Raw genomic sequence first — 25796 nt, 5'->3', positions numbered from 1 at the left:
ACTTCCCTATAGCCGAACCGGAATTCCGTCCTGGCGCAAGTGTTCTTTCAGCTCGCGGATGCCAATTTCGCCGAAGTGAAAGATGCTGGCGGCCAAACCGGCGTCGGCGCGGGCCAGCTGGAAAACGTTGGTAAAGTCCTGCTTAGAACCCGCACCGCCCGAGGCAATAACCGGGATGGGGACGGCCAGGCTAACGGCCCCGGTGATGTCGAGGGCAAAGCCGTCCTTGGTGCCGTCGTTGCTCATCGAAGTCAGCAGGATTTCGCCCGCGCCCCGGTCGGCGGCCTCGCGGCACCAGTCCACCGCGTCGCGGCCGGTGTTGTTGGTGCCCGCACGGGTGTACACCTGCCAGCCGTCGGCGGCATGGTAGCGGGCATCGGCGGCCACCACAATGCACTGGCTACCGAAGCGGGCGGCCAGCTCGTTGATGAGCTCGGGGCGAGCCAGCGCCGCCGAGTTGATGCTCACCTTATCGGCCCCGTTCAGCAGCAGCGCCTCCACATCGGCCACCGAGCCAATGCCGCCGCCCACCGTGAACGGAATATCCAGCTCGCGGGCCACCTCGCGCACCAAGGCTATTAGCGTGGCGCGCTTCTGGTTGGTGGCCGTGATGTCGAGGAACACCAACTCGTCGGCGCCTTCGCGGGCGTAGCGAGCGGCCAGCGCCACCGGGTCGCCGGCGTCGCGCAGCCCCTCAAACTGCACACCCTTCACGGTGCGGCCGTCCTTTATATCGAGGCAGGGAATGATTCGTTTGGTCAGCATTTGCGGAGTGAGGCAAGACAGAATAACAAAAGGACAAACCAACCGCTACAGCCAGGGCCGCAGCTGCTCCAGCGTAATGGTGCCCTCGTAGATGGCCTTACCGATAATGGCGCCGTGCATGCCGATGGCGGCCAGCACCTCCATATCGGCAATGGTCGTGACGCCCCCGCTGGCAATGAGCTCGGCAGCGGGCAATTGCTGACGCAACTCGGTATACGTAGCCAGCGAAGGCCCCTGGAGCTTACCGTCCTTACTTACATCGGTGCAGATGAAGGTGGTGGCCCCAGCGGCAAGGTAGTTCTCCACGAACTCGCGCAGGGTCCGCTCGCTCTGCTCGGCCCAGGCGTTGATGGAAATGTGGTTGTCGCGGTAGTCGGCCCCAATGATGATGCGGTCGGCCCCAAACGTAGTCAGCCAGCCGCTCACCGTTTCGGGCTCGCGTACGGCAATACTGCCAGCCGTAATCTGCCGGGCACCCGCGTCGAAGGCAGCGCGTACGGCCTCCTCGCTCTGCAGGCCGCCCCCGAAGTCGATTTGCAGGTTAGTGTGGCGGGCAATGCGTTCGAGCACCGGCAGGTTCACCGGCTGCTTGGCGCGGGCCCCATCCAGGTCGACGAGGTGCAGACGCTTGACGCCGGCCGCCTCGAAGCGCTGGGCCACGGCCAGCGGGTCGGAGTCGTAGGTGGTCTGCTGAGCAAAGTCGCCCTCCGTCAGGCGCACGCACTGGCCGTTGATGAGGTCGATGGCGGGAATGATTTCCATTGGTTGATGCTTAGTTGATAGTGCTTCGCGCTTAGCTTTCAGTTCGTCATGCTGAGCCTGCCGAAACATCTCTACCGCTTCGTTGAATAAATACTACGAAGCGGTAGAGATGCTTCGGCAGGCTCAGCATGACACCGTTCTTTCGGTACCAGCTTTACAGCTTCAAGAAGTTCTCTAGGATGCGGGTGCCGACGGGGCCGCTCTTTTCGGTGTGGAACTGCACGGCGTAGAAGTTATTGTGCTGCACCGCGGCACTGAAGGGTGCGGGATACTCGGCCTCGGCAATGGTGTAGTCGCCCACCGGCGCGTAGTAACTGTGCACGAAGTACACGAAGTCATCAGCCTGCAGGCCCTCGAACAATGGGCTGCGCAGCTGCTGCAGATTGTTCCAGCCCATGTGCGGGATTTTGTGCTCCGGCCCGGCGGCCGTGAAGCGCACCACATCGAAGGGTAGAATACCCAGCATGTCAGTACCGCCACCCTCCTCGGTGTGGCGGCCCAGCAATTGCATGCCCAGGCAGATACCCAGGAAGGGTTGCGTCAGCGTCGGCAGCAGTTCGTGCAGGCCTTGGGCCCTGAGCTCCCGCATGGCTGAGGCCGCCTCGCCTTCGCCAGGGAACAGGACCTTGTCGGCCCGGCGCAGTACGTCGTGGTCGGCAGTGAGTGTGGCCTGCACTCCCAGGCGCTCCAGGGCAAACAGCACCGACTGCACGTTGCCTCCCTTATAGTCAACTATGGCTATTTTCATTTAAATATATTCGATTGTGAAGCGGGTTTATCCATTTGTTTTAACATTTGTGTAAGCAAGTTTCTTCGCCTCAGCCCCAGCATTTCAAGCTCGCTGAAGCTCGCCCGCCAGAAGTGACTGATGTAATTTCTGACGGGAGGCCGGTAGGCTTGCCGCTCTATCTGAAGAGCTTACGAGTGCCGTTCACATCCTTACTCATTTGTATAAACAAATGAGTAACCTACAAAATGCCTTTGGTGCTGGGTATTTCCATGCGACCCGCATCACGCACGAGGGCCATTTTGATGGCCTTGGCTACGGCCTTGAAAATGGCTTCAATCTTATGGTGCTCGTTCTGCCCCTCGGCCTTAATGTTGAGGTTGCAGCGGGCGGCATCGGCGAAGCTCTTGAAGAAATGGTAGAACATTTCGCAGGGCATATCCCCTATTTTCTCGCGCTTGAACTCGGCATCCCACACCAGCCAGGGCCGGCCCGAGAAGTCAATGGCGGCCTGGGCCAGCACGTCGTCCATGGGCAGCAGGAAGCCGTAGCGGGCCAGCCCGCGCTTGTCGCCCAGGGCCTGGTTGAAGGCTTCGCCCAAGGCAATGGCCGCGTCCTCAATGGTGTGGTGCTCGTCGATGTGCAGGTCGCCTTGCACTTCAATCTTCATATCCACACCCGAGTGCTTGCTGAGCTGATCGAGCATGTGGTCGAAGAAGCCCAGGCCGGTATGCATCTGGGGCCGGCCCTGGCCGTCGAGGTTAAGCTCGATGCGTATTTTAGTCTCGTTCGTGTCGCGCTGTACCACGGCGGTGCGGGCGGGCAGCCGCAGGAACTGGTAGATTTTCTCCCAGCTCATCGTCGTGAGGGCGGCGCGGTCGTTGGCCCCCTCCCTTTCCGGCTGGAGCAGGATGGACTGGCAGCCCAGGTTCTGGGCCAGCTCCACGTCGGTGAGCCGGTCGCCGATAACGAACGAGTTGGGCAGGTCGTAGCCGCTGGCTTCGCCCAAGTACCGCTGCAGCATGCCTGTGCCCGGCTTGCGGGTGGGCAGGTTTTCGTGGGGAAAGCTCCGGTCGATGTGCTCGCGCACGAACTCCACGCCTTCCGAGCGCAGCACGTCGAGCATCATCGTGTGGGCGGGCCAGAAAGTAGCCTCGGGGTAGCTCTCGGTGCCCAGGCCGTCCTGGTTGCTCACCAGCACCAGCTCAAAGTCCAGCTCGCGGGCAATGCGCGCCAGGCCGGTAATGGCGCCGGGCACAAACTGAAATTTCTCCCGCGTCAGCGCGTCCACCTGAAAATCCGTCGGCGGCTCGACGAGGATGGTCCCGTCGCGGTCAATGAAGAGTACTTTTTTCATTATTTAGTTAGAAGTCGTTGTCATGCTTTATCTGGCGTCCGCTTGTTGCAGTAACTCTACCACTTGATTACAGTAGTAATCAAACGAAGCGGGAGAGATGCTTCGGCTCCACTGCTTTGCGCTCAGCATGACGTGCTAAGTTAAAACTCAAACGCCGCCAGCGCCTGTAGCAGCAGCTCGTTTTCGGCAGTGGTACCCACTGTGAGGCGGAGCGTGCCGGCGCAGCCGGGCTGGGTGGTGCGGTTGCGCACGATGATACCGCGGCTCACCAGATGGTTGTACACCGCCGTGGCATCCGGCCTGAAGCGGACCAGCAGGAAGTTGGCATCCGAGGCAAACACCTCCGCCACGATGGGCAGCGCGGGCAGCCTCTCGGCCAGCCAGTCGCGGCCAGTTAGCAACTGCTGGCGCAGCTCTGCGAAGCGGGGCGCGTCGGCCAGCGCGGCCAGCGCGTGCTGTTGGGTGGCCTCCGAGATGTTGTAGGGCGGCTTGATTTTGTTGAGGTAGCCCACGATTTCGGGCGAGGCGAAGGCCATGCCCAACCGCAGTCCGGCCAGGCCCCAGGCCTTGGAGAAGGTCTGCAGCACCACCAGATTCGGGAATTCGGCCAGACGGGTCGTCCAGCTCAGGATTGGGGCGAAGTCGGCGTAGGCTTCATCCACCACTACCAGTCCGCCGAAACCGCGCAGAATCTGCTCGATGTACTCGGGGTGCAGCAGGTTACCACTGGGGTTATTGGGCGAGCACAGCCACACGAGTTTCGCCTGCGAAGCCAGCACGCCGGCTACTATTTCGGGCGAGAGCTGGAAGTTGAGCGTCAGCGGGAGGCGCTCCACGGCCACGTCATTAAGGTTGGCAGCCACCTCGTACATGCCGTAGGTGGGCGGCAGCACCAGCAGGCTATCCTGGCCGGGCACGCACAGCAGGCGCACCAGCAGGTCGATGGCCTCATCGGAACCGTTGCCGAGGAAAATCTGCTCGGGTTGCACACCCTTTAGCTTCGCCAGCTCCGCTTTCACGGCCCGTTGCTGCGGGTCGGGGTAGCGGTTGAAGCGGGTGGGGCCGGCGCTGCCGAGGCTGTTCTCGTTGGCGTCGAGCATCACCTGGGCCTCGCCCTGAAATTCGTCGCGGGCCGACGAGTAAGGCTTCATGTCCCGGAGGTTGGGGCGCACGAGGCTATCAAGGTTGAACATAAATCGTTTATTTGCGCTGATTGAGGTGATTTCGCTGATTTTTTCTGGTTGAACATCATGCTCCATCTGGCGTCCGCTTGCCGAAGCATCTCTACCTCTGGCTAACCAATGCTGGTGCAACGAAGCGGTAGAGATGCTTCGGCAAGCGGACGCCAGGAGCATGACGTTCTGTATTTACCCTTGCTCTCCGCCGCTGGCCAGCGCTTCCAGCCGTAGCGTAACGGCGCGGGCGTGGGCGCGCAGGCCTTCGGCTTCAGCCATGATTTCCACCACGGGGCCTACCTGGCGCAGGCCCTCGGCGGTGAGGCGCTGGAAGGTTATTTTCTTGAAGAACGAGTCGAGCGAGACGCCGCTGTAGTTGCGGGCGTAGCCGTTGGTGGGCAGCGTGTGGTTGGTGCCCGAGGCATAGTCGCCCACGGCTTCTGGCGTCAGGTGGCCCAGAAACACCGAGCCGGCGTTGGTGACGCCCGCGGCCAGAGCCTCGGGCGTTTCGACAGCCAGAATAAGGTGTTCGGGGGCGTACTCGTTCGAGAAATCCAGCATCTCCTGCGCATCACGTAGCAGAATAGCGCGGCTTTCGGTCAGGGCCTGGCCCGCCACCTCGGCCCGGGGCAACTCCCGTAGCTGGCGCTCCACTTCGGCCTTCGTTTGCTCCAGTATATATAAGGAGTCAGACAGCAGAATAACCTGCGAGTCGGGGCCGTGCTCGGCCTGGCTGAGCAGGTCGGCCGCCACGAAGGCCGGGTTGGCGGTGGCGTCGGCTATAACCAGCACTTCCGAGGGGCCGGCCGGCATATCGATGGCCACGCCGTAGCGGGTGGCCAGCTGCTTGGCAGCCGTTACGTAGCGGTTGCCGGGGCCGAAAATCTTGTCCACGGCCGGCACTGACTCAGTGCCGCCGCTCAGCGCGGCCACGGCCTGAGCCCCGCCGGCTTTTATGATAGTATCAATTCCCAGCAGCTGGGCCGTGAACAGGATAACCGGGTTCACCGAGCCATCCTTTTGTGGTGGCGTGCAGAGCACGATGTTCGGGCAGCCCGCCAGCTTGGCCGGCACGCCCAGCATGAGCAGGGTGCTGAACAGCGGCGCCGTGCCGCCCGGAATATAGAGACCCACCCGCTGCACAGGCACCGCCCGTCGCCAGCACAGTACGCCCGGCATGGTTTCCACCCGCTCCTCGGTTGGTACCTGGGCTTCGTGAAAACGAAGAATGTTGGCGTGGGCCTGCCGGATGGCCGCCTGTAGCTCGGCCGGCACCTGGGCTTCGGCGGCGGCCAACTCTGACTGGCTCACCCGCAGCCCGCCCGCAGCGGCTAAGTCGGCCCCGTCGAACTGCCGGGCATAATCGAGCAGGGCCGCGTCGCCACGCTGGCGCACGTCCTCAAAAATCTGCTGCACACGCTGCTCCACATCGGCGCCCTGCTGCTGGGCCGCCCGCTGCTGCAACGCGGCCCACTCGGCTCGCAAAGGATATTGAATGAGATTCATCTGGTATAGTGCTTGGTGCTTAGTTGTTAGTACTTAGGGTACCCTTGGCTATTCTGACCAAGCTCCAGGCACTAACAACTAAGCACTAATCAGGAAATCATTTTCTCAATTGGGAGAACCAGGATGCCTTCGGCGCCGACGGCTTTGAGCTGGTTGGTGATGTGCCAGAAATCGTCCTCGTTCACCACCGACTGCACCGACACCCAGCCTTCCTCGGCCAGCGGGGTAATGGTGGGCGACTTGATGCCGGGCAGCAGTTGCTTCACCGCATCTAGGGCCGCGACGGGCGCATTGAGGATGATGTACTTGTTGCGGCGGGCGCGGCGCACGGCCTGCATCCGGAACAGCAGCTGCTCAAGCAGCTCCTTCTTTTCGGCGTTCAAGTTCTGGTTGGCGATGAGCACGGCTTCGGAGCGAAACACGGTTTCCACTTCGCGCAGACCGTTGCCGAGCAGCGTCGAGCCGCTGCTCACGATGTCGCAGATGGCCTCGGCCAACCCGATACTGGGCGCAATTTCCACCGAGCCGCTGATGGTGTGCAGGTTGGCCTGTACGCCCTGGCCAGCCAGATATTCGCCCAGAATTTTGGGATACGAAGTGGCGATGCTCACGCCCTGCAGGTCCTGGATAGAGTCGTAGGCGGCGGCGCGGGGCACGGCCAGGCTCAGGCGGCACTTGCTGAAGCCCAGGCCTTCCACTTGCAGATCCGGGAAACCGGCTTCCACCAGCACGTTCTGGCCTACAATGCCCAGGTCGGCCACGCCGTCCTGCACATAGCCGGGAATGTCATCGTCGCGCAGGTACAGGATTTCGAGCGGGAAGTTGGTGGCTTCGGTTTTGAGCTTGTTGGAAGCCGCGAGGAAGCTGATGCCGCACTCCCGAATCAGGTTCAGGGAGTCTTCGCTTAAGCGGCCGGATTTCTGGATAGCCAGACGGAGCATTCTTTTTTTATTAAGTAGTAAGAATCAGGAATTGGCCATTTGGGCTCAATTGATGATTTGGGAAGATTTGACGGCTGGCCCGGTTAGCCGAAACGGCGGTGGGCATGTTCTGAAGAAAGAGGCAGGGCAACCCATAGCGGTTGGAGATGGCCAGAGGCCGGCCGGACCCCCATTTTTCCGGGGGCCGGGGAGCCTGATGCGGCTCGCCCAACGGGTCAATATGATGCGTTCATTCCTCTAGAAAGAGGAATGGTGCCCGTGATGATGCCAAGCGGCAGACTCAGACGCGCCAGCCCCGGCCGGGCAGCCCGCTACGGGGGCAGCCAAGTGGCTCAGGACAGTAAAACGAGGCGCGGAGAAAATCATAAGGGCTAAGTAGCGGGGCAAATGTACGAGCAGACCAATAGGATGAAAACTTTTCCCCGAAAAAATTATCAAAAAACCGAGAACTTCACGTTTCCCGTAACAGGCCAACCTACTTTTGGCACCATTGTTACTGCTTAACCGATGGTGCGGTTGTCGTACCGGTTATGTTACAGTTTCCTGTCCTGCTTTGTTTTCTGAATTATGCTGACTGCCCGCTCTCTTGCCCTTCATTTCGGACTCCTGTTTGCCCTGACCACCGGTAGCTTGCTCGCAGTCCGCGCCCAACAGACGCCCAGGTCAGCTGCTACGCTGCCACCCCTGGCTGGCGAGGTGGCCGCGGCCCCGCTGCCGCCGCCCACTACCGGCGTGCCAACCGGTATCGAGCTGCTGCTGCCCCAGGCTAGCCCCCGCGCCCTGGTAGCCCAGGCCGTGGGCCTCACCGACGTAACGGTGGAGTACCACTCGCCCTCGGTGCGCAGCCGCACCGTGTGGGGCGGGCTGGTGCCCTACGAGCAGGTGTGGCGCGCCGGAGCCAACGAAAATACGCTCATCCGCTTCTCGACCCCAGTGCTACTGAACGGACAGAGCGTGCCCGCCGGCCAGTACTCATACTACGTTATTCCCCACCAGGACCGCGACTGGGAAGTGGCGCTCAACCGCGTAACCACCAATTGGGGCACCGACGGCTACGACCCTCAGCAGGATGTAATTCGGGTGCCGGCCCAGACCGAGCCGGCCCAGTTTCAGGAAAGCCTGCTTTATTGGTTTTCCAACGTGCGGCCCAACGGTGCCCACCTCAACCTGACCTGGGAAAAGCGCACCGTGGTGCTGCTGTTCGAAGTAGAAGTACACAAACAGGTGCTGGCCGGCGTCGAGCGGGCCCTGCTGCAACAGCCCAACGACTGGCAGCTGCTGGCCCAGGCCGCCGACTACCTCGTGCAGAACAACCTGCAGCCCGAGCGCGCCCTGACCTGGATCAACGAGTCGATCCGGCTGCAGAGCGAAGTGAACAATAACTGGATAAAAGCCCGGCTGCTGGCCCAGCAGCAGGATTACGGCACGGCCATCGTGTACGCCCGCAAGGCCATCAAAATGGGCGACAAAGACGACGAGGCCTTCAAATCGCGCCTGCCCAACATGCGCCTTTCCCTCACCGAGTGGCAGTCCCGGGCATATTAGGGATTAGGGATTAGGGATTAGGGATTAGGGATTAGGGAAGAACGTCATTCAGAGCGCAGCGAAGAATCTCGCGTGCTAATCGTTGTGAATTATTTCAACGGTCAGCACGCGAGATTCTTCGCTGCGCTCTGAATGACGTTCTTCCCTAATCCCTCGCTTCTAAAACCGTGCAATTACCCGCAGGTTTACCAAGCGGTTCGAGAGGAAGTTGGGTACGCTGTAAGTCAGGCCGTTGAGGTCCTGCACGTAGTTGTAACCGGCCAAATTACTGGCCCCCAGCACATTGAGCACTTCCAGGCTCAGCCACAGGGTTTCCAGCTGTACGGTGCGGCCCCGGGCAGCCAGCTCGGCGGCAGTGCGCAGGCTCACAACTTTAGTGAAGCCCAGATCGGCCCGCCGGTAGGCCCGGGTAAGCTTGCTGGTGCCCCGCAAATCGGGCGCGTCGGGCGGGCTGAAGGGCAGGCCGGTACCAAACACGAAGTTCACGTAGCCTTTCACCGAGGGGTCGTTGGGCAGGTTGTCCTGCAGAAAAATCCCCAGATTCAGGCGCTGGTCGGATGGGCGGCGGATGTAGCCCTTGGGCTGGCGGCCGATAACCTGGCCTTTGGCATCGAAGACATTGAGCGAGTCGCCGACCAGATTCTCGCGGGTCGTGAGCACGCCCAGGCTAAACCATGACTCGGTACCGGGGATGAACTCGCCGCTCACCCGCGCATCGAAGCCGGCGGCGTATGCCTTGGCGTTGTTGTTGGCCTGGTAGCGCAGGCGCACGTTGTCGATGTCGTAGGGCACTACATCGGTGAGGTACTTGTAATAGGCCTCGCCGGTGAAGCGAAACGGCCGGCCCCAGCTTCGGAAACGCAGCTCGTTGCCCACAATAAAGTGCCACGAGCGTTGGGCCCGCAGGTCGAGGTTGAGCGCGCCTTCCTGGCTTTGCGGGGCCCCGGACTGAAAGCGCAGCTCGCGGTAGAAGGGCGGCTGTACGTACAGGCCGGCCGCCGCTTTCCACGACAGCCGCGGGTTGCGGGCACTGCGGAAAGCGTATTGTACCCGCGGGCTGAGCGTGGTCTGCCCGTTCACGGTCCAGTAGTTGAGGCGGGCGCCGTAGGTGAGCGTGCGCAGCGAATCGAAACGAATGGTGTGCTGGGCGTACCCCTGGGTGCGGGTGCTGTTCAGGCTGAGGTCGGAGCGCAGACGGGTACGTCGAAAATCGGGCACATACCCGGCCGAATCGACGAAGCTATACTCGTTGAGCACGTCGTTTATCTGCTCCCGGCCCGCTTTCAGGCCCCAGCGCACGGTGTGGCGCAGGCCCGGCGTCCAGGTGCCGCGGGTTTCGAGCGAGGCCACGCGGGCTTCGAGCGTGTTGCGCGAGTTTTTGAAAAGCGAGCCCACGCCCCGCCTGTTGCGGTCGGCCCCAAAGTCGGGCGAGTTGGGGTCGCGGTTGATTTCAGCTATGAAATATGCTGCCTCCACATCGCGGTATTCAAATTCGCGCGAGTAGAGTAGCCCCCCCAGTAGCTCCAAGCGCAGGTTGGTCCGCAACTGGTGGCTCAGGCTAAGCCCGCCCTGGTAGGTATCGTACTGCATCCGCTCCCGCCCCGAGTAGTCAATTATTAGGCGCGAAAACTGGTTGACGCCGGTGCTGAACGTGCTTTCGCCACTTTCGGGGTTGAAGCGAAAATCGTTGTGGGCGAAGGTATTCAGCAAGCTTACCGTGGTGCGGTCGAGGTTGTCTTTGGGGCCCAGGGCCAGCGTAATCAGGCTCTGGCCGTCGTAGAAGGTGGGGTTGTAGCCGCCCTGCTGCTGCTGGAGCGAGTTAAAGACGTAGGTGGCGTTTTTGTAGCGTATCCCGGCCAGGTAGCTGACGCGGCGGTTGGGCGAGGCGGCCTCTACGTGGGCCGTGCCGCCCACCAGGCTACCCGTAGCCGAGGCCCCGAACTTAAGCGGCCGCTTGTACTCAATGTTGAGCACCGACGAGAGCTTGTCGCCGAATTTAGGCTGCCAGCCCCCGCTCGAAAACTCAATCGTGTTCACCAAATCGGGGTTCACGAAGCTCAGGCCCTCCTGCTGGGCCGTCGTCACCAGAAACGGCCGGTACACCTCGAAGCCGTTGACGTAAATCAGGTTTTCCTCGTAGTTGCCGCCCCGCACCGAGTACGTGCTGGTCAGCTCGTTGGTACTGGTTACGCCGGGCAGCGTTTTGAGGATGGCCGAGAAGTCGCCGAACGGCGAAGGAATTTCCTTGGCCGCGCGCGGCTCCAGCTGCATAATGCTCACCTGCTCGCGAGTGTCGGTGCCGTCCTGGCGGCCGCGCACGGTTACATTCTCCAGGGCCCGACCGTCATCGACCAGCGCCAGGCGCAGTTCCGGATTCTGGGCTAGGTCGAGCTTCAGGCGCTCGGGGCGGTAGCCGAGGCGGCGCACCACCAGCACCGGGGTCGCGCCACCGGCCGCCGGCCGCCCTACATTCAGCGAAAAGCGGCCCTGTTCGTTGGTGCTGGTGCCGCCGGGCTGGCCTTCCACGCCCACTGTCACGTCATCTAAGGGCCGGCCGCTGCCGTCGCGCACTATACCCGTTATGGTTACGCGGCTGGTCTGGGCCAGCGCCGGGGAAGCCAGGCCTGCCAGCAGCAGCGCCGCGGTGCCCGGGCGGGTGGCGGGGGCCGTCAGCAGCCGGAGCCACAAACGAGTCGGAGCGCAGAAAGAAGCACGGAAATCAGACAGCATCCGCGGGGCTTAGTCGTTGGTTTCGAGGGCTTCGGGGGCCAGCTCGGCCCGCATCCGGGCCAATGTGCCTACCGGGTCGCCATCCTTGAACACAAACGAGCCGGCGACCAGCACATCGGCCCCGGCCGCCACCAGGGCGGGCGCGTTGTCGAGCGTTACGCCACCGTCCACTTCAATCAGGGCCGACGAGCCGGCGTCTACCAGCAGCTCTTTCAGCTGGGCCACCTTGCGCAGCGTGTTCGGAATGAAGGCCTGCCCCCCAAAACCGGGGTTCACCGACATAACCAGCACCACGTCGAGGTCGGCGGCAATGTCTTCGAGCAGGCTCACGGGCGAGTGCGGGTTCAGGGCCACTCCGGCCCGGCAGCCCAACTGCTTGATCTGCTGTACCACCCGGTGCAGGTGGGTGCAGGCCTCGTAATGCACCGTTATAATGGCGGCGCCGGCGTCGCGGAAGGCGCTCAGGTAATGCTGGGGCTCCGCTATCATCAGGTGCACATCGATGGGCTGGCGGGCGTAGCGGTGCACGGCCTCCAGCACCGGAATCCCGAATGAGATATTGGGCACAAAGCGGCCGTCCATCACGTCGAAGTGCAGCCAGTCGGCGGCCGAGTCGGCCAGCATCTCGGTTTCGGCCTGCAGGTTGCCGAAGTCGGCGGAAAGAAGCGAGGGGGCCAGCAGCGGGGCCTGGCGACGAGTCGGGTTCATGCCACGAAAGTAGTCATTAGGGATTAGGTATTAGGGCTTAGAGGCAGCGTCATTTTTCGCCTGACGCTGAATGAGGCGTCGAATTGGTGAACGACATGGCTATCATAACCGGTATGTCAGGTGCCAGGCGATGCTCAAAACACCTTAATCTCTAAGCCCTAATCCCTAAGCCCTTACTTAAGCTGGCTTCTCATAAGCCCGCCAGTCGAGCTTGCCGTCTTCGGTTTTGCGCAGGAATACGGTTTGGTCGTCGTCCTGGCGCTTGCCGAAGGTAACGTCGCCGCGGCAGTCGAGGCACTTGAGGCTGGTGTATTTGAACTTGCCCTGGGCCTCTCGGGCAGTCAGGTCGAGGTTGTCGGAGCCGCAGAGGCCGCACTTAGCCACGTCGGGGAAGCTGAGCCGGTCGTACTCGGCCACGGTTTCGTGGAAGTTGGCTCCTTGAACGGTGAAGTGAAACTGGCGGCGCCCGAGGCGCCTGGTAACCATCATTTGCAGCATAACAAAAGAGAAAAGAAGATGACTTGGTGAACGGCGACGCGGAGGAGCTACCCCAAATCCGGGCCTCCGCCGGCAACCTACTTCAACTGGGAATCAATGCCAAATTACTAATAATTTTCGCATTATGAAAGCTAATATATTTGGCATATTAATACCGGTAAAGCCGGCCCTCAAATGGGCACTACCGGGTTTCTTCTAAACTATTGATATAGCTATACTTGCCCTAAAAATCCTGCTTCTGGGGCCTTTTACCCCATTTTATAACAACGGTCGACAAACCTGGTCGGCAGAATATAGCTTTCCTAAGTACTACTGGTAGTTTATGCAGAATAAGTGTATTATATAGCAGCGTGTATCTGTCAGTCACAAAGCAGAATGCACCCGTTTTGAATTGCTGTTAGCCTGCTTTTGAGTGCCTGCTTACTTGCCTGCCCCACTATGCCCGCAAATCCTCAACGCTCTGCCCCAACTATCTTTTATACACCTGCTGCGGCCGGGTCTGCTTTTGGCCGGCCAGCTGGCTGGCTCCGCCGATGGTTAGGCAGGTGGCCGCAGTTGGTAGCGGCCTGGCTGCTCCCACTGCTGGTGCTGCTGTTAGCTACCGCGGCCCGCGCCCAAACCGGCCCAACGGGTCCGCCGAAATGCAGCGAGGACGAGAAGTTCGCCAACACCTGGTATTTCGGCTTCAAGGCGGGGCTCGATTTCAACATGGCCACCGACAGCATTTTGCCCACGGTGCTTACCAATGGGGCCATGGACGCGCCGGCCGGTGCCGGCGTAATGTCGGACGGTAGCGGCAAGATTCTCTTCTATAGCAACGGTGAAACCGTTTGGAACGGAGATGGCAGCGTAATGACCAACGGCTCCGGCCTGGCCGGCAGCCGGCTCGTTACCGATGGCCCGCTCCCGATCCGGATGCCCGGCAGCCCACCCCCCGCTACGCCGAATGCAGCAACGCGCTACCTGCTGTTCACGCAGGACGCGGCGGGCGGGCCCCGGGGCCTCAGCTATTCCGAAATTATTATTCCGGCCGGCGGAGGCCCCGGCACAGTAGTTCTGGCCACCAAAAACACGCCGCTCGCCAAAGGCACCGCCGAGAAAATGACGGCCGTGTTTCATAAAAACGGCTGTGACATCTGGCTTATCGTGCATGGCTGGGGCAGCGCAACGTCCGGCAACGACAACCGCGGCGACGCCTTCCTGGCCTACCGCGTGAAGCCTCCTACCGGCGGCATGGGCACGGGTCCGGTAACTATTGATGCGCCCATCATTTCCACCGTGGGCTCGTTGCACGCGCCGAGCGTGTCGCCGGTGGGTTACCGGGGGCAGATGAAGGTGACGCCCGACGGAGCGCAGCTGGCTTTGGCCCGCTACAGCGAAGTAACTACGGACAGCAGCAGCACCGTCGAGCTGTTCAGCTTCGACACCGGGACGGGAGCGGTCAGCAACCCCCGAATCATTGATGCCAACCAGGGCGGCTACTATGGCGTGGCGTTTTCGCCGGGTCGCAGCCGGCTGTATGCTACGGTGCTGGGCGCGGCGCCCCGGCTGCCGCAGCTGCTGCAGTTCGATATCAGCACCATTGGCACCGGTGCCGGCAATGGCCCGGTAGGCCGCGAGGTTATTCCGCTCGGGCAAACCACGCCGGTAAACCTGGGCTCGATGCAGACGGCTCCCGACGGCAAGATTTATGTGGCCCGCGAAAACCAGCCCGCACTGGGCTTCATTTCTTACCCCGATTCGCTGGGTGCTGCCATTGCCTACGCCGACGACAGCCTGCAGCTGGGCGGCAAGCTCAGCGGGCTGGGCCTGGTCAACTTCAACCAAAGCTCGCTGCTGCGCTTTGGCTTCGGCGGAGAACCTACGGGGTGTCTGCAGTATACTTTCGAGGCTCCCCCGGTTGAATTTGATAATCCACAATACGCCTGGGACTTTGGCGACGGCACCACGTCAACGGCGCAAAACCCGCCCCCGCACACCTACCCCCGCCCCGGCGACTACGAGGTGACGCTGCGCATTACAACGGAGTGCTTTTGCCGGGAGAGTAAGAGCATAGTCCGGATTTTCGGCCCTCCTACCCCAGGCACCATTGCGGCGGCGCAGGCCATATGCGCCGGACAAACCCCGGCCCTCCTCACTAGCACCACCCCGGCGGCAGAAGGCACTGGGCAGTACAGCTACCAGTGGCAGCGTTCGGCCGATGATACCAACTGGACCGACATTGCCGGCGCGAACGGCGAAACCTATCAGCCCGTGGCCCCCAACGCCGACGTCTACTACCGGCGCCTGGTTACCTCGGGCTTCTGCGCGCCGCGCACCCCTTCGGCTTCGGTTAAGATTACCGTAACGCCGGCCCTGGCGGCGGGCACCATTGCCGCCAACCAGACGGTCTGCGTGGGCACCGCACCGGCCCCGCTCACCAGCACGGCGGCCCCAACCGGAGGCACCGGCACATTCACCTTTCAGTGGGAATCATCGCCGAATAATGCCACCTGGACGCCCCTGGCCAACGGCACGGGCGAAACGTATGCGCCCGGCCCGCTTACGGCTACCACTTTCTTCCGCCGCCAGGTAAGCTCCGGCCCCTGCGATAGTATCCCGTCTAACGTCGTTACCATTACCGTAACGCCGGCCCTGACTGCCGGTACTATTGCGGCCAGCCAGGCCGTTTGTACCGGGGCAGTACCGGCCCTGCTTACCAGCGCCACCCCGGCCACGGGCGGTACCGGCCCCATTACCTACCAATGGGAGTCATCGGCCGATAACGCCACCTGGACGGCTGTCGGCGGCGCTACAAACCCAACTTACCAGCCTGGTGCCCTGACGGCTACCACCTTCTTCCGCCGCCGTGCCAGTTCGGGTACTGCCTGCACCCCGGCCGTGTCCAATGTAGTTACGATTACGGTAGCCCCGGCGCTGGTGGCTGGCACTATTGGCGCCGACCAGGCCCTGTGCCGAGGAGCCACGCCCGCCCGCCTGACCAGCACCGGCGACGCCACCGGCGGGTTGGGTGCCTTGACTTACCAGTGGGAGATTTCGACTGACAACGTAACCTGGACGCCAGTGAGCGGCGCGACCAGCGCCGACTATTCGCCGGGCCCGCTTACGGCTACCACCTACTTCCGCCGCCAGGCCCTAACGGCAGCCTGCGACCCGGTGACATCGAATGTGGTGACGCTGACGGTGCTGCCCGACCTGCTGGCCGGCAGCATTGCCGCTGACCAGGATATCTGCGCGGGCACTGCGCCGGCGCCACTGAGCAGCGCCGGCCCGGCCAGCGGCGGAACCGGCACTTTCGCCTACCAGTGGGAGTCGTCGCTGAACAACAGCACCTGGACGGCCGTTGGCGGGGCCACCGACCCCACTTACCAGCCAGCTGTCCTAAGCGCCACTACGTACTTCCGGCGGCGCGTTACGTCGGGCACCGGCACCTGCTCCACCCAGGTTTCCAACGTGGTAACCATTCGGGTGCTGCCCTCGGTAACGCCCACCGTCACCGTGGCCACGCCGCCCGCTTCGTGCCCCGGCACGCCGCTTACCTTCACGGCCGTGGCAACCGACGCGGGGACGGCACCAACTTTTCGCTGGTTTGTCAACAACATTCCCGTGGCCAGCGGCCCAACCTACACCAGCAGCACGCTGGTTACCGGCGACCAGGTGCGGGTGGAAGTAACGGCCACGGCAGGCCTGTGCAGTACCGGGCCGGCTACGGCCACAATTACAGTTACCCGCACCGCTACCCCCACGCCCACGCTGGTTATTGCCCGGGAAGCCGGCCCACCGGCCTGCCAGGGCGAACCCCAGACGTTCAGAGCAACCAGCGTAACGGAAGGCGGCGCGAACCCCGGTTATCAGTGGCAGGTTGATGGCAACAACGTACCCGGCGCTACCAATCCGGTTTTCATCAGCAGTACGCTGCGCGATGGCCAGACCGTGACGCTGCGCCTGAGCACGGTAAACAGCTGTGGCCAAACCGTAACGGCTGTTTCCAATGGGGTAATCGTGCGCGTTCAGCCGACGGTTAAAATAAGCGCCGGCCCCGACAAGGAGGTTATCCTCGGCAACTCGGTGGTGCTGGAAGGCACTGCTGATGGTAATTACCCCGTCACGTGGACCCCAACAGCAGGCCTCGATTTCTCGGGCAACGACCCGCTGCGGCCCCGGGCCTCACCGACTACCACCACCACCTACACGCTCTCGGCCGGGGCCGGCGGCTGCGCCGCCACCGACCAGGTGACGGTAACCGTGCGCGAGGCCATCCGGATTCCCAACGCTTTCACACCCAACGGCGACGGCCGCAACGACACCTGGCAGATTGAGTTTATCGAAGAATTCCCCGATAACACCGTCACTGTGTTCAACCGCTGGGGAAGCCAGGTTTTCTCGGCCCAGAACTACAGCCGGGCCAACGAGTGGCGCGGCGACATCAACGGTAAGCCCGCGCCGGTAGGCACCTACTATTACGTGGTTGTCACTAAAGGCCCCCTAGGCAAGTCCTACAGCGGGTCGCTGACGGTACTTTATTGAGTTGGTACCAGTGCCCGGCTGCCAGTGTGTGGCAACTGGGCACTGGCAACCGGCACCTGAAAATTAATACCCCTGCTATTATGAAAACACCTTTTTCTCTCCTGTCGCTGCTGCTACTACTAACCGCCGCGCCGGCCCTGGCCCAACAGGAGGCCCAGTACAGCCAATACATGAATAACAACTACCTCATCAACCCCGGCGCGACGGGTGCGGAGGACTATATTGATGTGAAGTTCAGCTACCGCGCGCAGTGGGTAGGGCTGCAGGGCGGCCCCCGAACCTACTACGCCAGTGTCAACTCCTCGCTGGGCAAATGGCTCACCACCACCAAGCGCACCCGGCGTGACCTGCGCCGGCCGTTTCATGCAATAGGTGGCATGGTGTACCGCGACGCAACGGGGCCTATCAGCCGCACCAGCGCCTATGTTTCCTACGCCTACAACGTGGTGCTCAGGCCCAATCTGCGGGCGGCACTGGGCATGTCGGCAGGTCTGCAGCAGTTTGCCGTCGATGGCAGCCAGCTGCAGTTCTTCGACCCCGGCCCCGACCCCCTGGTGCTGGCCCCCAACGAATCCTCGCGGGTGCTCGACGGCTCGGTTGGCCTGTGGGTGTACAGCTCGAATTTTTTCGTGGGCGTATCCAGCACCCAGCTGCTGGCCAATAAGCTCGATTTCTCCTATGGCCCCAACCAACTGGCATCCGGCTCGGGCAACTCACTCCGGCGGCACTACTTTTTCACGGGCGGAGTGATGCTACCGCTTACCGACGATTGGTCACTGGTACCCTCCGTGCTGGTCAAGGCCGTCAGTCCGGCCCCGCTTTCCGTCGATGTCAATGCCAAGCTCAAGTACCAGGATTTGCTGTGGGCCGGCATCTCGTGGCGCACTTCCGACGCAGCCGTGGCAATGGCCGGCGTTAACTACGAGCAGTTTGCGCTGGGCTACTCCTACGACCTGGGCCATTCGCGACTGTCGCCCTACCACAACGGCACCCACGAAATACTGCTCGGTTTGCGGTTGAAGAAAAAAGCGCAGGTAGTGTGCACCAATCGGTTCTGGTAGCCGCGCAGCCAGTAAAAGCTGCTGAGAAAGTCAGCAGTCAGTAGCCCTCCGCTCCTCCGGCAAATCCTTAGCAGCAGATTTTACAGATAGTGTCCACCAAAAAAAGCAGGTCCGGCGGGCCTGCTTTTTTTGGTGGACATCTATTAGACGGCTGCCGCGCTGGGCTACTGCTTCACGAAGCGCACTGCCTGCTGCTGTGGCCCCTGGCCGATCAGGCAGGTGAAGATGCCCGGCCGCAGCCCCGTCGTTTCGAGCCGCACCGCGCCGGTAGCGGCCGGCGCCACCTGCTGGCTGGCTACCAACGCCCCACGGGCATCATAAATGCGGATTTCCAGGCCACCCGCGCCCAGTCCGGCGGGCAGCTGCAGATACAGTGGCTCATCCGATTCGACCGGATTGGGATACACATACACCCCGGCTAACCCGCGGACCGGGGCGGTGGCCAGCGGTATACCGGGGTTGGCCAGGTTGTAGGCCCGTACAAAGTCGGGGATGCCGTAACCCAGGTTGTTATCGGGGGCCGTGGCCTGCGAGCCGGAGCGTTGCAGCAGCGTGATAACCTGTTGGACCGTGAGGCGGGGGTTGGCCTGCCAGAAGCCGGCCGCCACGCCCGCCAGCACCGGACAGGCAAACGAGGTGCCGTTGCCCCGCGAAACCAAGCCGCTTGGGTTTACAATGGCCGTGGCCACGCCCATTGCCGAAAGGTTGGGCTTGATGCGGCCATCGGCGGTGGGCCCGCGCGAGCTGAAGCTGGCTACCGTACCCAGCGAGTCGGCTGCGCCTACCGTCATAATGGAGTCGGCGTCGGCCGGGGCCGCGATGTAGCGCCACGACCGATTGCCCTCGTTACCGGCGGAATTCACCACCAGCATGCCCACGCGGGCCGCCACGGTGGCCGCCCGCGTCGAGAGGGCCGTCCGGCCGTTCATATCGGCGTAGCTGTAGCTGGGCGAGGGCTCATCGAAGGTAGTATAGCCCAGCGAGGAACTGATAATGTCCACCCCGGCCGAGTCGGCGTATTCGGCCGCTACCAGCCAGTTCACTTCCTCAATGGGGTGTTCGGTTCCGCCCACATTGTCTTCGGTGATGAAGAGCCGGTACGAGGCCTTGGGGGCCGTGCCCAGGTAGCGGCCCGGCTCGTTGCCCGCCATTGTGCTCAGGCATTGGGTGCCGTGGCTGTCGCGCCCGAACACGGCGGCCGACTTCTCCACCACGTTAAACGTGCTGAGCAGGCGGTTTTCGGTGAACATAGAAGCAAACACGGAGGCCGTATTCACACCCGTAAAGCCGGCATCGAACACGGCAATCTGCAGGCCTTCGCCCCGGAACCCGGCCGCGTGCATGCGCTCGGCACCCAGCTGCTTCACCTGCGCGTAAGCCTTTCCGTACTGGCTGCGGTCGGCCGCGGTCTGGTCGGGGGCTGGGGCCGCAGGAGTGGTTTTAGGCTGGGCATTGCCCTGGGGCAGACCGCGGTTGAGGGTGCGGGCGCTCAGCACGAAAGGCAGCGCCTGCAGCTGGCCCAGCGTGGCCGAGTCGCAGGCGACTACGGCGGCATTAAACCAGCGCGAGGTGTACCAAAGCTGCACGCCGGGCACCGCCTTTACCTGCTGCACGTAGCCAGGGCTCACCGGCAAATCGCGGGGTAGCACGGTAATCTGCTGGCGCTGGCGCCGCTGCAGCGCCCGCCCCGACAGAAACTCCTCGGGCCGGCTTATGCTGAAGGGCGTGCCGGTTTTGTCGCGGAAGTAAATCAGGTGCCGGCGCACCGTGTTTTTAGCCACATCCGTAGCCGCAGTGGGCGGAGTTGGGCGGGCGGCCAGGGAGGGCAGGCTCAGACCCACCAACAATCCAATCAGTAGAAAACGACGCATGCGCTGGCAAAGTAAGTTGAACGTTCAGGGGACCCTACTCTGCCATTTGAACCGTCAGATCCCCCGGACGCCAAACGTACTGGTGCGTTGCCTCGCGGCGCCCGCTAATTGCTGCTCTCGATCAGCACCTGATTGCGCGACTGGCCGAGCTTCCGGACGAATGGACTCCGGCAGCCCTCAGCTCCCGAGCAGTCGTTCTTGTAGCGGCGGCTGACGCGGTTTACCGGCCCCACGCCCAGCGCGAAAGTGGTGCGCTGAATGGTGCTCTCCACGGCATTGATGGAATTCGCCAGGTCGTTTATAGTAGTGATGGTGTTGGGGTAGGTATAGGTTTTGCCGTTGCGCGTAATGCTGAAGGGCTGATTTACCTGCTGATAAAAGCGGGTGACGGCCACCACCGTATCGAGGGAGTTAAAGGCGTTGTAGTTCCAGCTTTTACCCTCCACGGCCGGCAGCACCAGCGCCACCGTGCGGCGGTTGTTGAACTGCTCCGTTACGTTGAGCGGGGCCACCGTTACGGTCAGCACCGAATCGGGCTGCCAGGCCCCGGCGGCCGTAGCGCGGCGCGAACGAACCACCTGATACACCAGCTTGCCGGCTGCATCGGGCTCGGGGGCGGCCAGTACCTGCTCCCGGAACTGGAATCGGCTGGCCGTAGGCACGTTGTCGCGCCACGTCGTATCGGCCACGTCGTAGATGCGGACGCTGCCCACACTGAGCGGGTAATAGTCGGGCTGCAGCTGCGGCTGTATCTCGGCGGTGTCGCCGCAGCTGGCCAGCAACAGCGCCGTTGCCGACAGGCCCAGCAGACCAACCAATCCATTCCGGCGCAGATAGTTCTTATTCATCAGGTAGCAATTAATAAGCGGAAGGTAACGGTTCAGAAGTTTTTTCCTCTGAGCACTAAAAACGAAGCACGAAGTACAATCAACTAAGCGCTCAGCTCGGCCAGCGGCTCGGGAATCTCGCCAATGGTGTGGCGCTCAATCCAGCCGCCCCCCAGCACGTCGTCGCCCTCGTAGAAAACGGCGGCCTGGCCGGGCGTCACGGCGTGCACGGGCTCCTCGAAGTACACGTAGATTTTCTCGCCCCGCTGCTCCAAAAAGGCCGCGGAACCGTCGTGGTTGTAGCGGATTTTAACGGTGCTCGGTACCAGCCCTCGCCCTTCGAGCGAGGCAAACTTGCCCATGTTCAGCTGCCCGACCAGCGTGCGCGAGCTGGCCAGCTCCTCGAAGTTGCCCAGCACCACGCGGTTGGTATCGGGGTCGATGGCCGTGACGTAGGCCGGGAAGCCCAGCGCGATGCCCAGGCCCTTGCGCTGGCCGATGGTATAGAATGGGTAGCCTTCGTGCTTGCCCACCACCGTGCCGTCGCGCAGCACAAACTCGCCACCGGCCACGCGCGCTTCCAGACCCGGCACGCGCCGCCGCAGGAAGCTGCGGTAGTCGTTGTCGGGAATGAAGCAGATTTCGTAGCTCTCGGGCTTGTTCACCAGCTCGGTGAAGCCCCGCTCGCGGGCGAAATCATAGATGGCCGACTTGCGCAACTCGCCCAGCGGAAACATCGTGCGGGCCAGGCTGGCCTGGCTCACGCCCCAGATGGCATAGCTCTGGTCCTTGTTGTCGTCGATGCCCTTGCTGATGACGTAACGGCCGTTTTCCTCGCGCACCTGGGCGTAATGGCCGGTGGCGATGAACTCGCAGCCGAGTTGGTCGGCGCGGCGCAGCAGTGCGTCCCACTTGATGTGGGTGTTGCATAGTACGCAGGGATTGGGCGTGCGCCCGGCCAGGTACTCGTCGGTGAAGTTGTTGATGACGGCCTCGCCGAACTCGTCGCGGATGTCGATGATGTAGTGCGGGAAGCCCAGCTCCACGGCAATCTGGCGGGCGTCGTTGATGGAATCGAGCGAGCAGCAGCCGGTTTCCTTTTTGCTGCCGCCCGCCGAAGCATAATCCCAGGTTTTCATGGTCATGCCGACCACCTCATACCCTTGCTCGTGCAGCATCACGGCCGCTACCGAGCTGTCGATGCCGCCGCTCATAGCGACCAGCACCCGTCCTTTCGTTGTGTTCATACCAGTTGTAATTGCGCCCGGAGCGTGAAAGGTTCCGGCCGAATGGGCAAAGATACGAAGCCGGTGACGAGCTGAGGCGGCAACGGTTTCCCGCAGCAGGACCGATGCGCGTATCTTTGCCCGCTCACTCACTCGTTCACCGACTCACTCCTTCCCGCATGTCCCTGCTTCTGCCCGTCCTCGTCCGCGGTATCAACAACCTGTCCGATGCCCGCTATTGCGCCGGCATGGGCGCCGACGGCCTCATCTTCACCCTCGACCCTGCCCTGCCCGGAGCAGTGGACGTGGCCACAGTAAAGGAGCTGGCCGGTTGGGTGGCCGGCGTGGAAATCATCGGGGAGTTCGGCAGCGAAATGCCCGTATCAGAAATCAACCGACTGGTAGAGGAGTGTAGCCTCACCCGCATTGTCCTCAACCTGCCGGCAACCGGCTCGTGGCCCGATGGTCCCGTAGCCGTCCCGGCACTGGTCGAGCTGCCGCAGCCAGTGGCGGCCGATACCCTGGACCAGTTGCGCACGGCGCTAACTGCCGGCTTCGAGCTCATCACCCGTCTGTCGGAAGCGACATTACCGACCAGCACCCAGCAGCAGCCGTCGTGGCTGAGCGGCAACCCTGCTCCCGCCCAGGTGGCAGAATTAATCGCCCAGCTACAGCCTACCGGCCTCATCCTGCAGGGCGGCGACGAAATCAAGCCCGGCATCCGCGACTTCGACGAGCTGGATGCGCTTTTCGAGGCGCTGGAGGAGTAGCGGCACGATGTAGGGTGCGGGGCTTGTCCCCGCACGCCGCGAGGACGGTCCGTATGGGTACCGTTCAACGGCGGGCGGGGACAACCGCAGGACAGCGCAGCTAAGCCCCGCCCCTACAACTCGAACTGTACGTACTTAATCGGAACGCCCTGCTTGCGGTATTTGCGCTCGAAGGTGGTTTGAATGTCCTCGGCGTGAGGTAATAGCTCGGGCGTGGCGTACAGGTCGCGAGTCTGGGCGATGATGGTGGTACCGGGGCGCTGCTGCAGGGTCTCGAGGGTGTAGTCGAACAGGTCCCCGTTGTCGGTTTTGAGGTGGAGCCGGCCGCCGGGGCGCAGGATGCGCTGGTAGAGGTCGAGGAAGCGCGGGTAGGTGAGGCGGCGCTTGATGTCCCGGTCGCGGGGGCGCGGGTCGGGGAAGGTAATCCAGATTTCGTGCAGCTCGCCGGGGCTGAAGTGGTCGGCCAGGTCGTGGGCGCGGGTGCGCAGCCAGCCCACGTTGGTCAGGTCCTGCTCCAGGGCCAGGGTGCTGCCCTTCCAGATTCGGTCGCCCTTGATGTCGAGGCCCAGGAAGTTGCGCTCGGGGTAGCGCGCGGCCAGCCCCACGGTGTATTCGCCCTTGCCGCAGCCCACTTCGAGCGTAATCGGGTGGTCGTTTCCAAAAAAGTCGGCGTGCCAGCGCCCGGACAGCTGCTCGTAGGTTACTTTGCCCGGTTCCACAATGGTCGGTCGGTCGGCATTGGCGGCAAAGCGCCGGAGTTTACTTCTGCTCAAGGTGAAGTGGTCAGATAGTGAAATAGTGGGTTTGACGGACTTTTCGACGAACTTAAAGCTCCTCAATTTCGGCTACCACAAAGGTACTGCCTCCGATAAACACTACATCATCTGCTTCGGCGGCGGCGCGGGCAGCCGCTACGGCGGCGGGCACCGTGACGTACGTGGTGCCCCTCAGGCCTAAGGTGGCGGCTTGTTCGGCCAGCTCGGTGGCCGGCAGGGCCCGCGGGATGGTGGCCTGGCAGAAGTAGTAGGTGGTCTCATGAGGCAACAGGGCCAGCATCTTGCTCACGTCCTTGTCCTGCACTACGCCCAGCACGAAGTGAAGCCGCCGATGCGGCAACCGCGCCAGCTGCTCCACGATGAACCGGATGCCAGCCTCGTTATGGCCCGTATCGCAGATGACGAGCGGGCGGCGGTCCAGAATGGTCCAGCGGCCCCGCAGGCCGGTCAGGTGGGTTACCTCGCGCAGGCCTTCGCGCAGGTGGCTTTCCTTGATAACGAAGCCTTGGCGGCGCAGCTCGGCCACCGTAGCCAGTACGCCCGGCAGGTTGTGGCGCTGGTAGTCGCCCACCAAGCCCAGCTCCACATCGTCCAGCACAACCTCACCGTCGTGCCAGATTCGCAGGTGCTGCACGACTCGTCGGGGGCGGGCGGGCGGAGCAGTTCGGCGCGATAGTGATGGTCGGCAAACAGCAGCGGGGCTCCCTCCTGCCGGGCTTTCTGCTCGAACACGGCTGCCACTGCGGGCTGGGTTTGGCTGATGATGGCGGGCGTACCGGACTTAATGATGCCGGCTTTTTCGGCCGCAATCAGCGGCAGCGTGTCGCCGAGCAGCGCCTGGTGGTCGAGGCTGATATTGGTGATGAGCGACACCAGCGGCTGCAGAATGTTGGTCGAGTCGAGCCGGCCGCCCAGGCCCACTTCCACTACGGCCACATCAACTTTTTCCTGGGCGAAGTAATCGAAGGCCAGTGCCACGCACACCTCAAAAAAGGAGGCCTCAGCCTGCTCAAAAGTAGGCCGCCAGCGTGCCACCCACTCTACCAGAAACTCCGGGGCCAGTGGCTGACCATTGAGGCGGATTCGCTCGGTAAACTCCTTCAGATGGGGCGAAGTATACAGGCCCACCCGGTAGCCGGCGGCCTGCAGCACGGCTGCCAGCAGGTGGCTGGAGCTGCCCTTGCCGTTGGTGCCCGCCACGTGCACGCTCCGAAACCGCCGCTCGGGGTGGCCGGTCGCTTCGGCCAGCGCCTCGGTGCGCTGCAGTCCCGGCTTGTATCCCGCCACTCCCACCCGCTGGAACATGGGTAGCCGGGCGTAGAGGTAGTCGAGGGTCTGCTGGTAGGTCATTTTTTGTGAGCTGTCAGCTGAAACGATGTAGGGGCGGGGCTTGCCCCCGCCCGCCGCCACAACGGTACGCAAGCCCGGCCGTTCTGATGGCCCCGTTCAATGGCGGGCGGGGACAAGCCCCGCCCCTACATCGTTCAGTCAGCGCTACAGCTTAGCGCACTGTAAATTTAAACGTGTAGAAGCCCGTGGCCCCGCCGTTGGCCGAGTTAGTACGGCGGAATTCGGCGCTTTCCAGCGCGTCGCGGCAGGCTTTTTCCTGGGCCGGCGACACGTTGCCAGACACTTTGCGCACGGCTTCCACCTCCCCATCGGCATTCACTTTGATGCTGAAGCGGATGAAGCCTGAGGTGTTGTCGATGGCCGGGGCCGTGGGGCGGTTGACAAAGGCCCAGCCGGCCATGTCGAGGCCGCCGCTGCCGGGGCTGGTGCCGCGGCCACCGCTGCCGGGCTCGCCCGAGTAGGCTTTGCCGTCGTAGGTGCCGCGCGGGTCGCCTTTGTCGCCCACGGTGCCGGGGTTGTCGCCGTTGTTGTTGCCGGTGGGCGCGTTGCTGGTGCCGTTTACGCCGTTGCCGCCCCCATCGGCGCGGTTGGCGCGGGGCGTAAACACGGCCCGCTGGTCCACTTTAGGGCGGACAGGCTCGGGCGTGGGCTTCACCTCCTCGCGGGGCGGCGCG

Annotated in this window: 20 protein-coding genes and 1 pseudogene; 4 read left to right on the top strand and 17 right to left on the bottom strand. The window is 62.7% G+C overall.

The window, feature by feature from the left end; genetic code table 11:
- Positions 1–6 precede the first annotated feature (6 nt).
- The 7 genes from hisF to hisG all read right to left on the bottom strand — a co-directional run bounded on the left by hisF (position 7) and on the right by hisG (position 7233).
- Complete coding sequence (gene hisF, locus D0N36_RS10550; protein ID WP_116941358.1) at positions 7–765, bottom strand: imidazole glycerol phosphate synthase subunit HisF; 759 nt, start codon at positions 763–765, stop codon at positions 7–9.
- 45 nt (positions 766–810) lie between these two features.
- A complete protein-coding gene (gene hisA / locus D0N36_RS10545) occupies positions 811–1527 on the bottom strand; it encodes a 1-(5-phosphoribosyl)-5-[(5-phosphoribosylamino)methylideneamino]imidazole-4-carboxamide isomerase (protein ID WP_116941357.1) in 717 nt (238 codons plus the stop codon).
- A gap of 154 nt (positions 1528–1681) precedes the next feature.
- Complete coding sequence (gene hisH / locus D0N36_RS10540; RefSeq protein WP_116941356.1) at positions 1682–2275, bottom strand: imidazole glycerol phosphate synthase subunit HisH; 594 nt, start codon at positions 2273–2275, stop codon at positions 1682–1684.
- Between the two features lie 220 nt (positions 2276–2495).
- Positions 2496–3611 carry a bifunctional histidinol-phosphatase/imidazoleglycerol-phosphate dehydratase HisB gene (gene hisB, locus D0N36_RS10535; RefSeq protein ID WP_116941355.1) on the bottom strand — a complete coding sequence of 372 codons (1116 nt, stop codon included), beginning with the start codon at positions 3609–3611 and terminating at the stop codon, positions 2496–2498.
- A gap of 140 nt (positions 3612–3751) precedes the next feature.
- On the bottom strand, positions 3752–4804 hold the full coding sequence (gene hisC, locus D0N36_RS10530; protein WP_116941354.1) for a histidinol-phosphate transaminase: 1053 nt from the start codon (positions 4802–4804) through the stop codon (positions 3752–3754).
- A 174-nt stretch (positions 4805–4978) separates the two neighbouring features.
- The gene (gene hisD, locus D0N36_RS10525) at positions 4979–6292 is read right to left on the bottom strand and encodes a histidinol dehydrogenase (RefSeq protein WP_116941353.1); all 1314 of its coding nucleotides are present in this window, start codon (positions 6290–6292) and stop codon (positions 4979–4981) included.
- An 89-nt stretch (positions 6293–6381) separates the two neighbouring features.
- On the bottom strand, positions 6382–7233 hold the full coding sequence (hisG, locus tag D0N36_RS10520; protein WP_116941352.1) for an ATP phosphoribosyltransferase: 852 nt from the start codon (positions 7231–7233) through the stop codon (positions 6382–6384).
- 567 nt (positions 7234–7800) lie between these two features.
- On the opposite strand from hisG, the gene D0N36_RS10515 reads away from it, so the two are divergent.
- A complete protein-coding gene (locus D0N36_RS10515) occupies positions 7801–8778 on the top strand; it encodes a DUF2911 domain-containing protein (RefSeq protein WP_116941351.1) in 978 nt (325 codons plus the stop codon).
- A gap of 159 nt (positions 8779–8937) precedes the next feature.
- Here D0N36_RS10515 and D0N36_RS10510 read toward each other — a convergent pair whose 3' ends face one another.
- The 3 genes from D0N36_RS10510 to D0N36_RS10500 all read right to left on the bottom strand — a co-directional run bounded on the left by D0N36_RS10510 (position 8938) and on the right by D0N36_RS10500 (position 12705).
- Positions 8938–11466 (bottom strand): TonB-dependent receptor, encoded by a 2529-nt coding sequence (locus D0N36_RS10510; RefSeq protein ID WP_242478873.1) that lies wholly within the window; start codon positions 11464–11466, stop codon positions 8938–8940.
- A 51-nt stretch (positions 11467–11517) separates the two neighbouring features.
- Positions 11518–12216, bottom strand: a complete 699-nt coding sequence (rpe, locus tag D0N36_RS10505) for a ribulose-phosphate 3-epimerase (protein WP_116941349.1) — start codon at positions 12214–12216, stop codon at positions 11518–11520.
- A gap of 177 nt (positions 12217–12393) precedes the next feature.
- On the bottom strand, positions 12394–12705 hold the full coding sequence (locus D0N36_RS10500) for a hypothetical protein (protein WP_147320832.1): 312 nt from the start codon (positions 12703–12705) through the stop codon (positions 12394–12396).
- A 594-nt stretch (positions 12706–13299) separates the two neighbouring features.
- Between D0N36_RS10500 and D0N36_RS10495 the strand changes: the two genes are divergently transcribed.
- Positions 13300–17241 carry a T9SS type B sorting domain-containing protein gene (locus tag D0N36_RS10495; RefSeq protein ID WP_190242617.1) on the top strand — a complete coding sequence of 1314 codons (3942 nt, stop codon included), beginning with the start codon at positions 13300–13302 and terminating at the stop codon, positions 17239–17241.
- Between the two features lie 80 nt (positions 17242–17321).
- Entirely contained in the window at positions 17322–18302 is a 981-nt protein-coding gene (locus tag D0N36_RS10490) for a PorP/SprF family type IX secretion system membrane protein (RefSeq protein WP_147320831.1), read from the top strand.
- A gap of 164 nt (positions 18303–18466) precedes the next feature.
- On the opposite strand, the gene D0N36_RS10485 is transcribed toward D0N36_RS10490, so the two are convergent.
- The 3 genes from D0N36_RS10485 to mnmA form a co-directional block, all read right to left on the bottom strand.
- Entirely contained in the window at positions 18467–20173 is a 1707-nt protein-coding gene (locus tag D0N36_RS10485; RefSeq protein WP_116941345.1) for a S8 family serine peptidase, read from the bottom strand.
- A 104-nt stretch (positions 20174–20277) separates the two neighbouring features.
- Complete coding sequence (locus D0N36_RS10480) at positions 20278–21021, bottom strand: hypothetical protein (RefSeq protein WP_116941344.1); 744 nt, start codon at positions 21019–21021, stop codon at positions 20278–20280.
- 83 nt (positions 21022–21104) lie between these two features.
- Entirely contained in the window at positions 21105–22247 is a 1143-nt protein-coding gene (gene mnmA, locus D0N36_RS10475; protein ID WP_116941343.1) for a tRNA 2-thiouridine(34) synthase MnmA, read from the bottom strand.
- Between the two features lie 158 nt (positions 22248–22405).
- Between mnmA and D0N36_RS10470 the strand changes: the two genes are divergently transcribed.
- On the top strand, positions 22406–22996 hold the full coding sequence (locus tag D0N36_RS10470) for a beta/alpha barrel domain-containing protein (RefSeq protein ID WP_116941342.1): 591 nt from the start codon (positions 22406–22408) through the stop codon (positions 22994–22996).
- A 113-nt stretch (positions 22997–23109) separates the two neighbouring features.
- On the opposite strand, the gene trmB is transcribed toward D0N36_RS10470, so the two are convergent.
- From trmB to D0N36_RS10455, 4 genes and pseudogenes are all read right to left on the bottom strand, one after another.
- Positions 23110–23769, bottom strand: a complete 660-nt coding sequence (gene trmB, locus D0N36_RS10465) for a tRNA (guanosine(46)-N7)-methyltransferase TrmB (protein WP_116941341.1) — start codon at positions 23767–23769, stop codon at positions 23110–23112.
- Positions 23770–23821: 52 nt separating this feature from the next.
- Positions 23822–24298: a glutamate ligase domain-containing protein gene (locus D0N36_RS20260; protein ID WP_410504158.1), complete on the bottom strand. Its 477-nt coding sequence runs from the start codon at positions 24296–24298 to the stop codon at positions 23822–23824.
- Entirely contained in the window at positions 24229–25122 is an 894-nt protein-coding gene (locus D0N36_RS10460) for a bifunctional folylpolyglutamate synthase/dihydrofolate synthase (protein WP_317191458.1), read from the bottom strand. Before D0N36_RS10460 ends, D0N36_RS20260 begins: the two co-directional genes overlap by 70 nt.
- Positions 25123–25273: 151 nt before the next feature.
- A pseudogene (locus D0N36_RS10455) lies at positions 25274–25796 on the bottom strand (hypothetical protein); the annotation flags it as partial.

Source organism: Hymenobacter lapidiphilus, from assembly GCF_003417065.2.
In the GTDB taxonomy this organism is placed as follows: Bacteria; Bacteroidota; Bacteroidia; order Cytophagales; family Hymenobacteraceae; genus Hymenobacter.
This window is presented reverse-complemented; position numbering and strand designations above follow the sequence as displayed.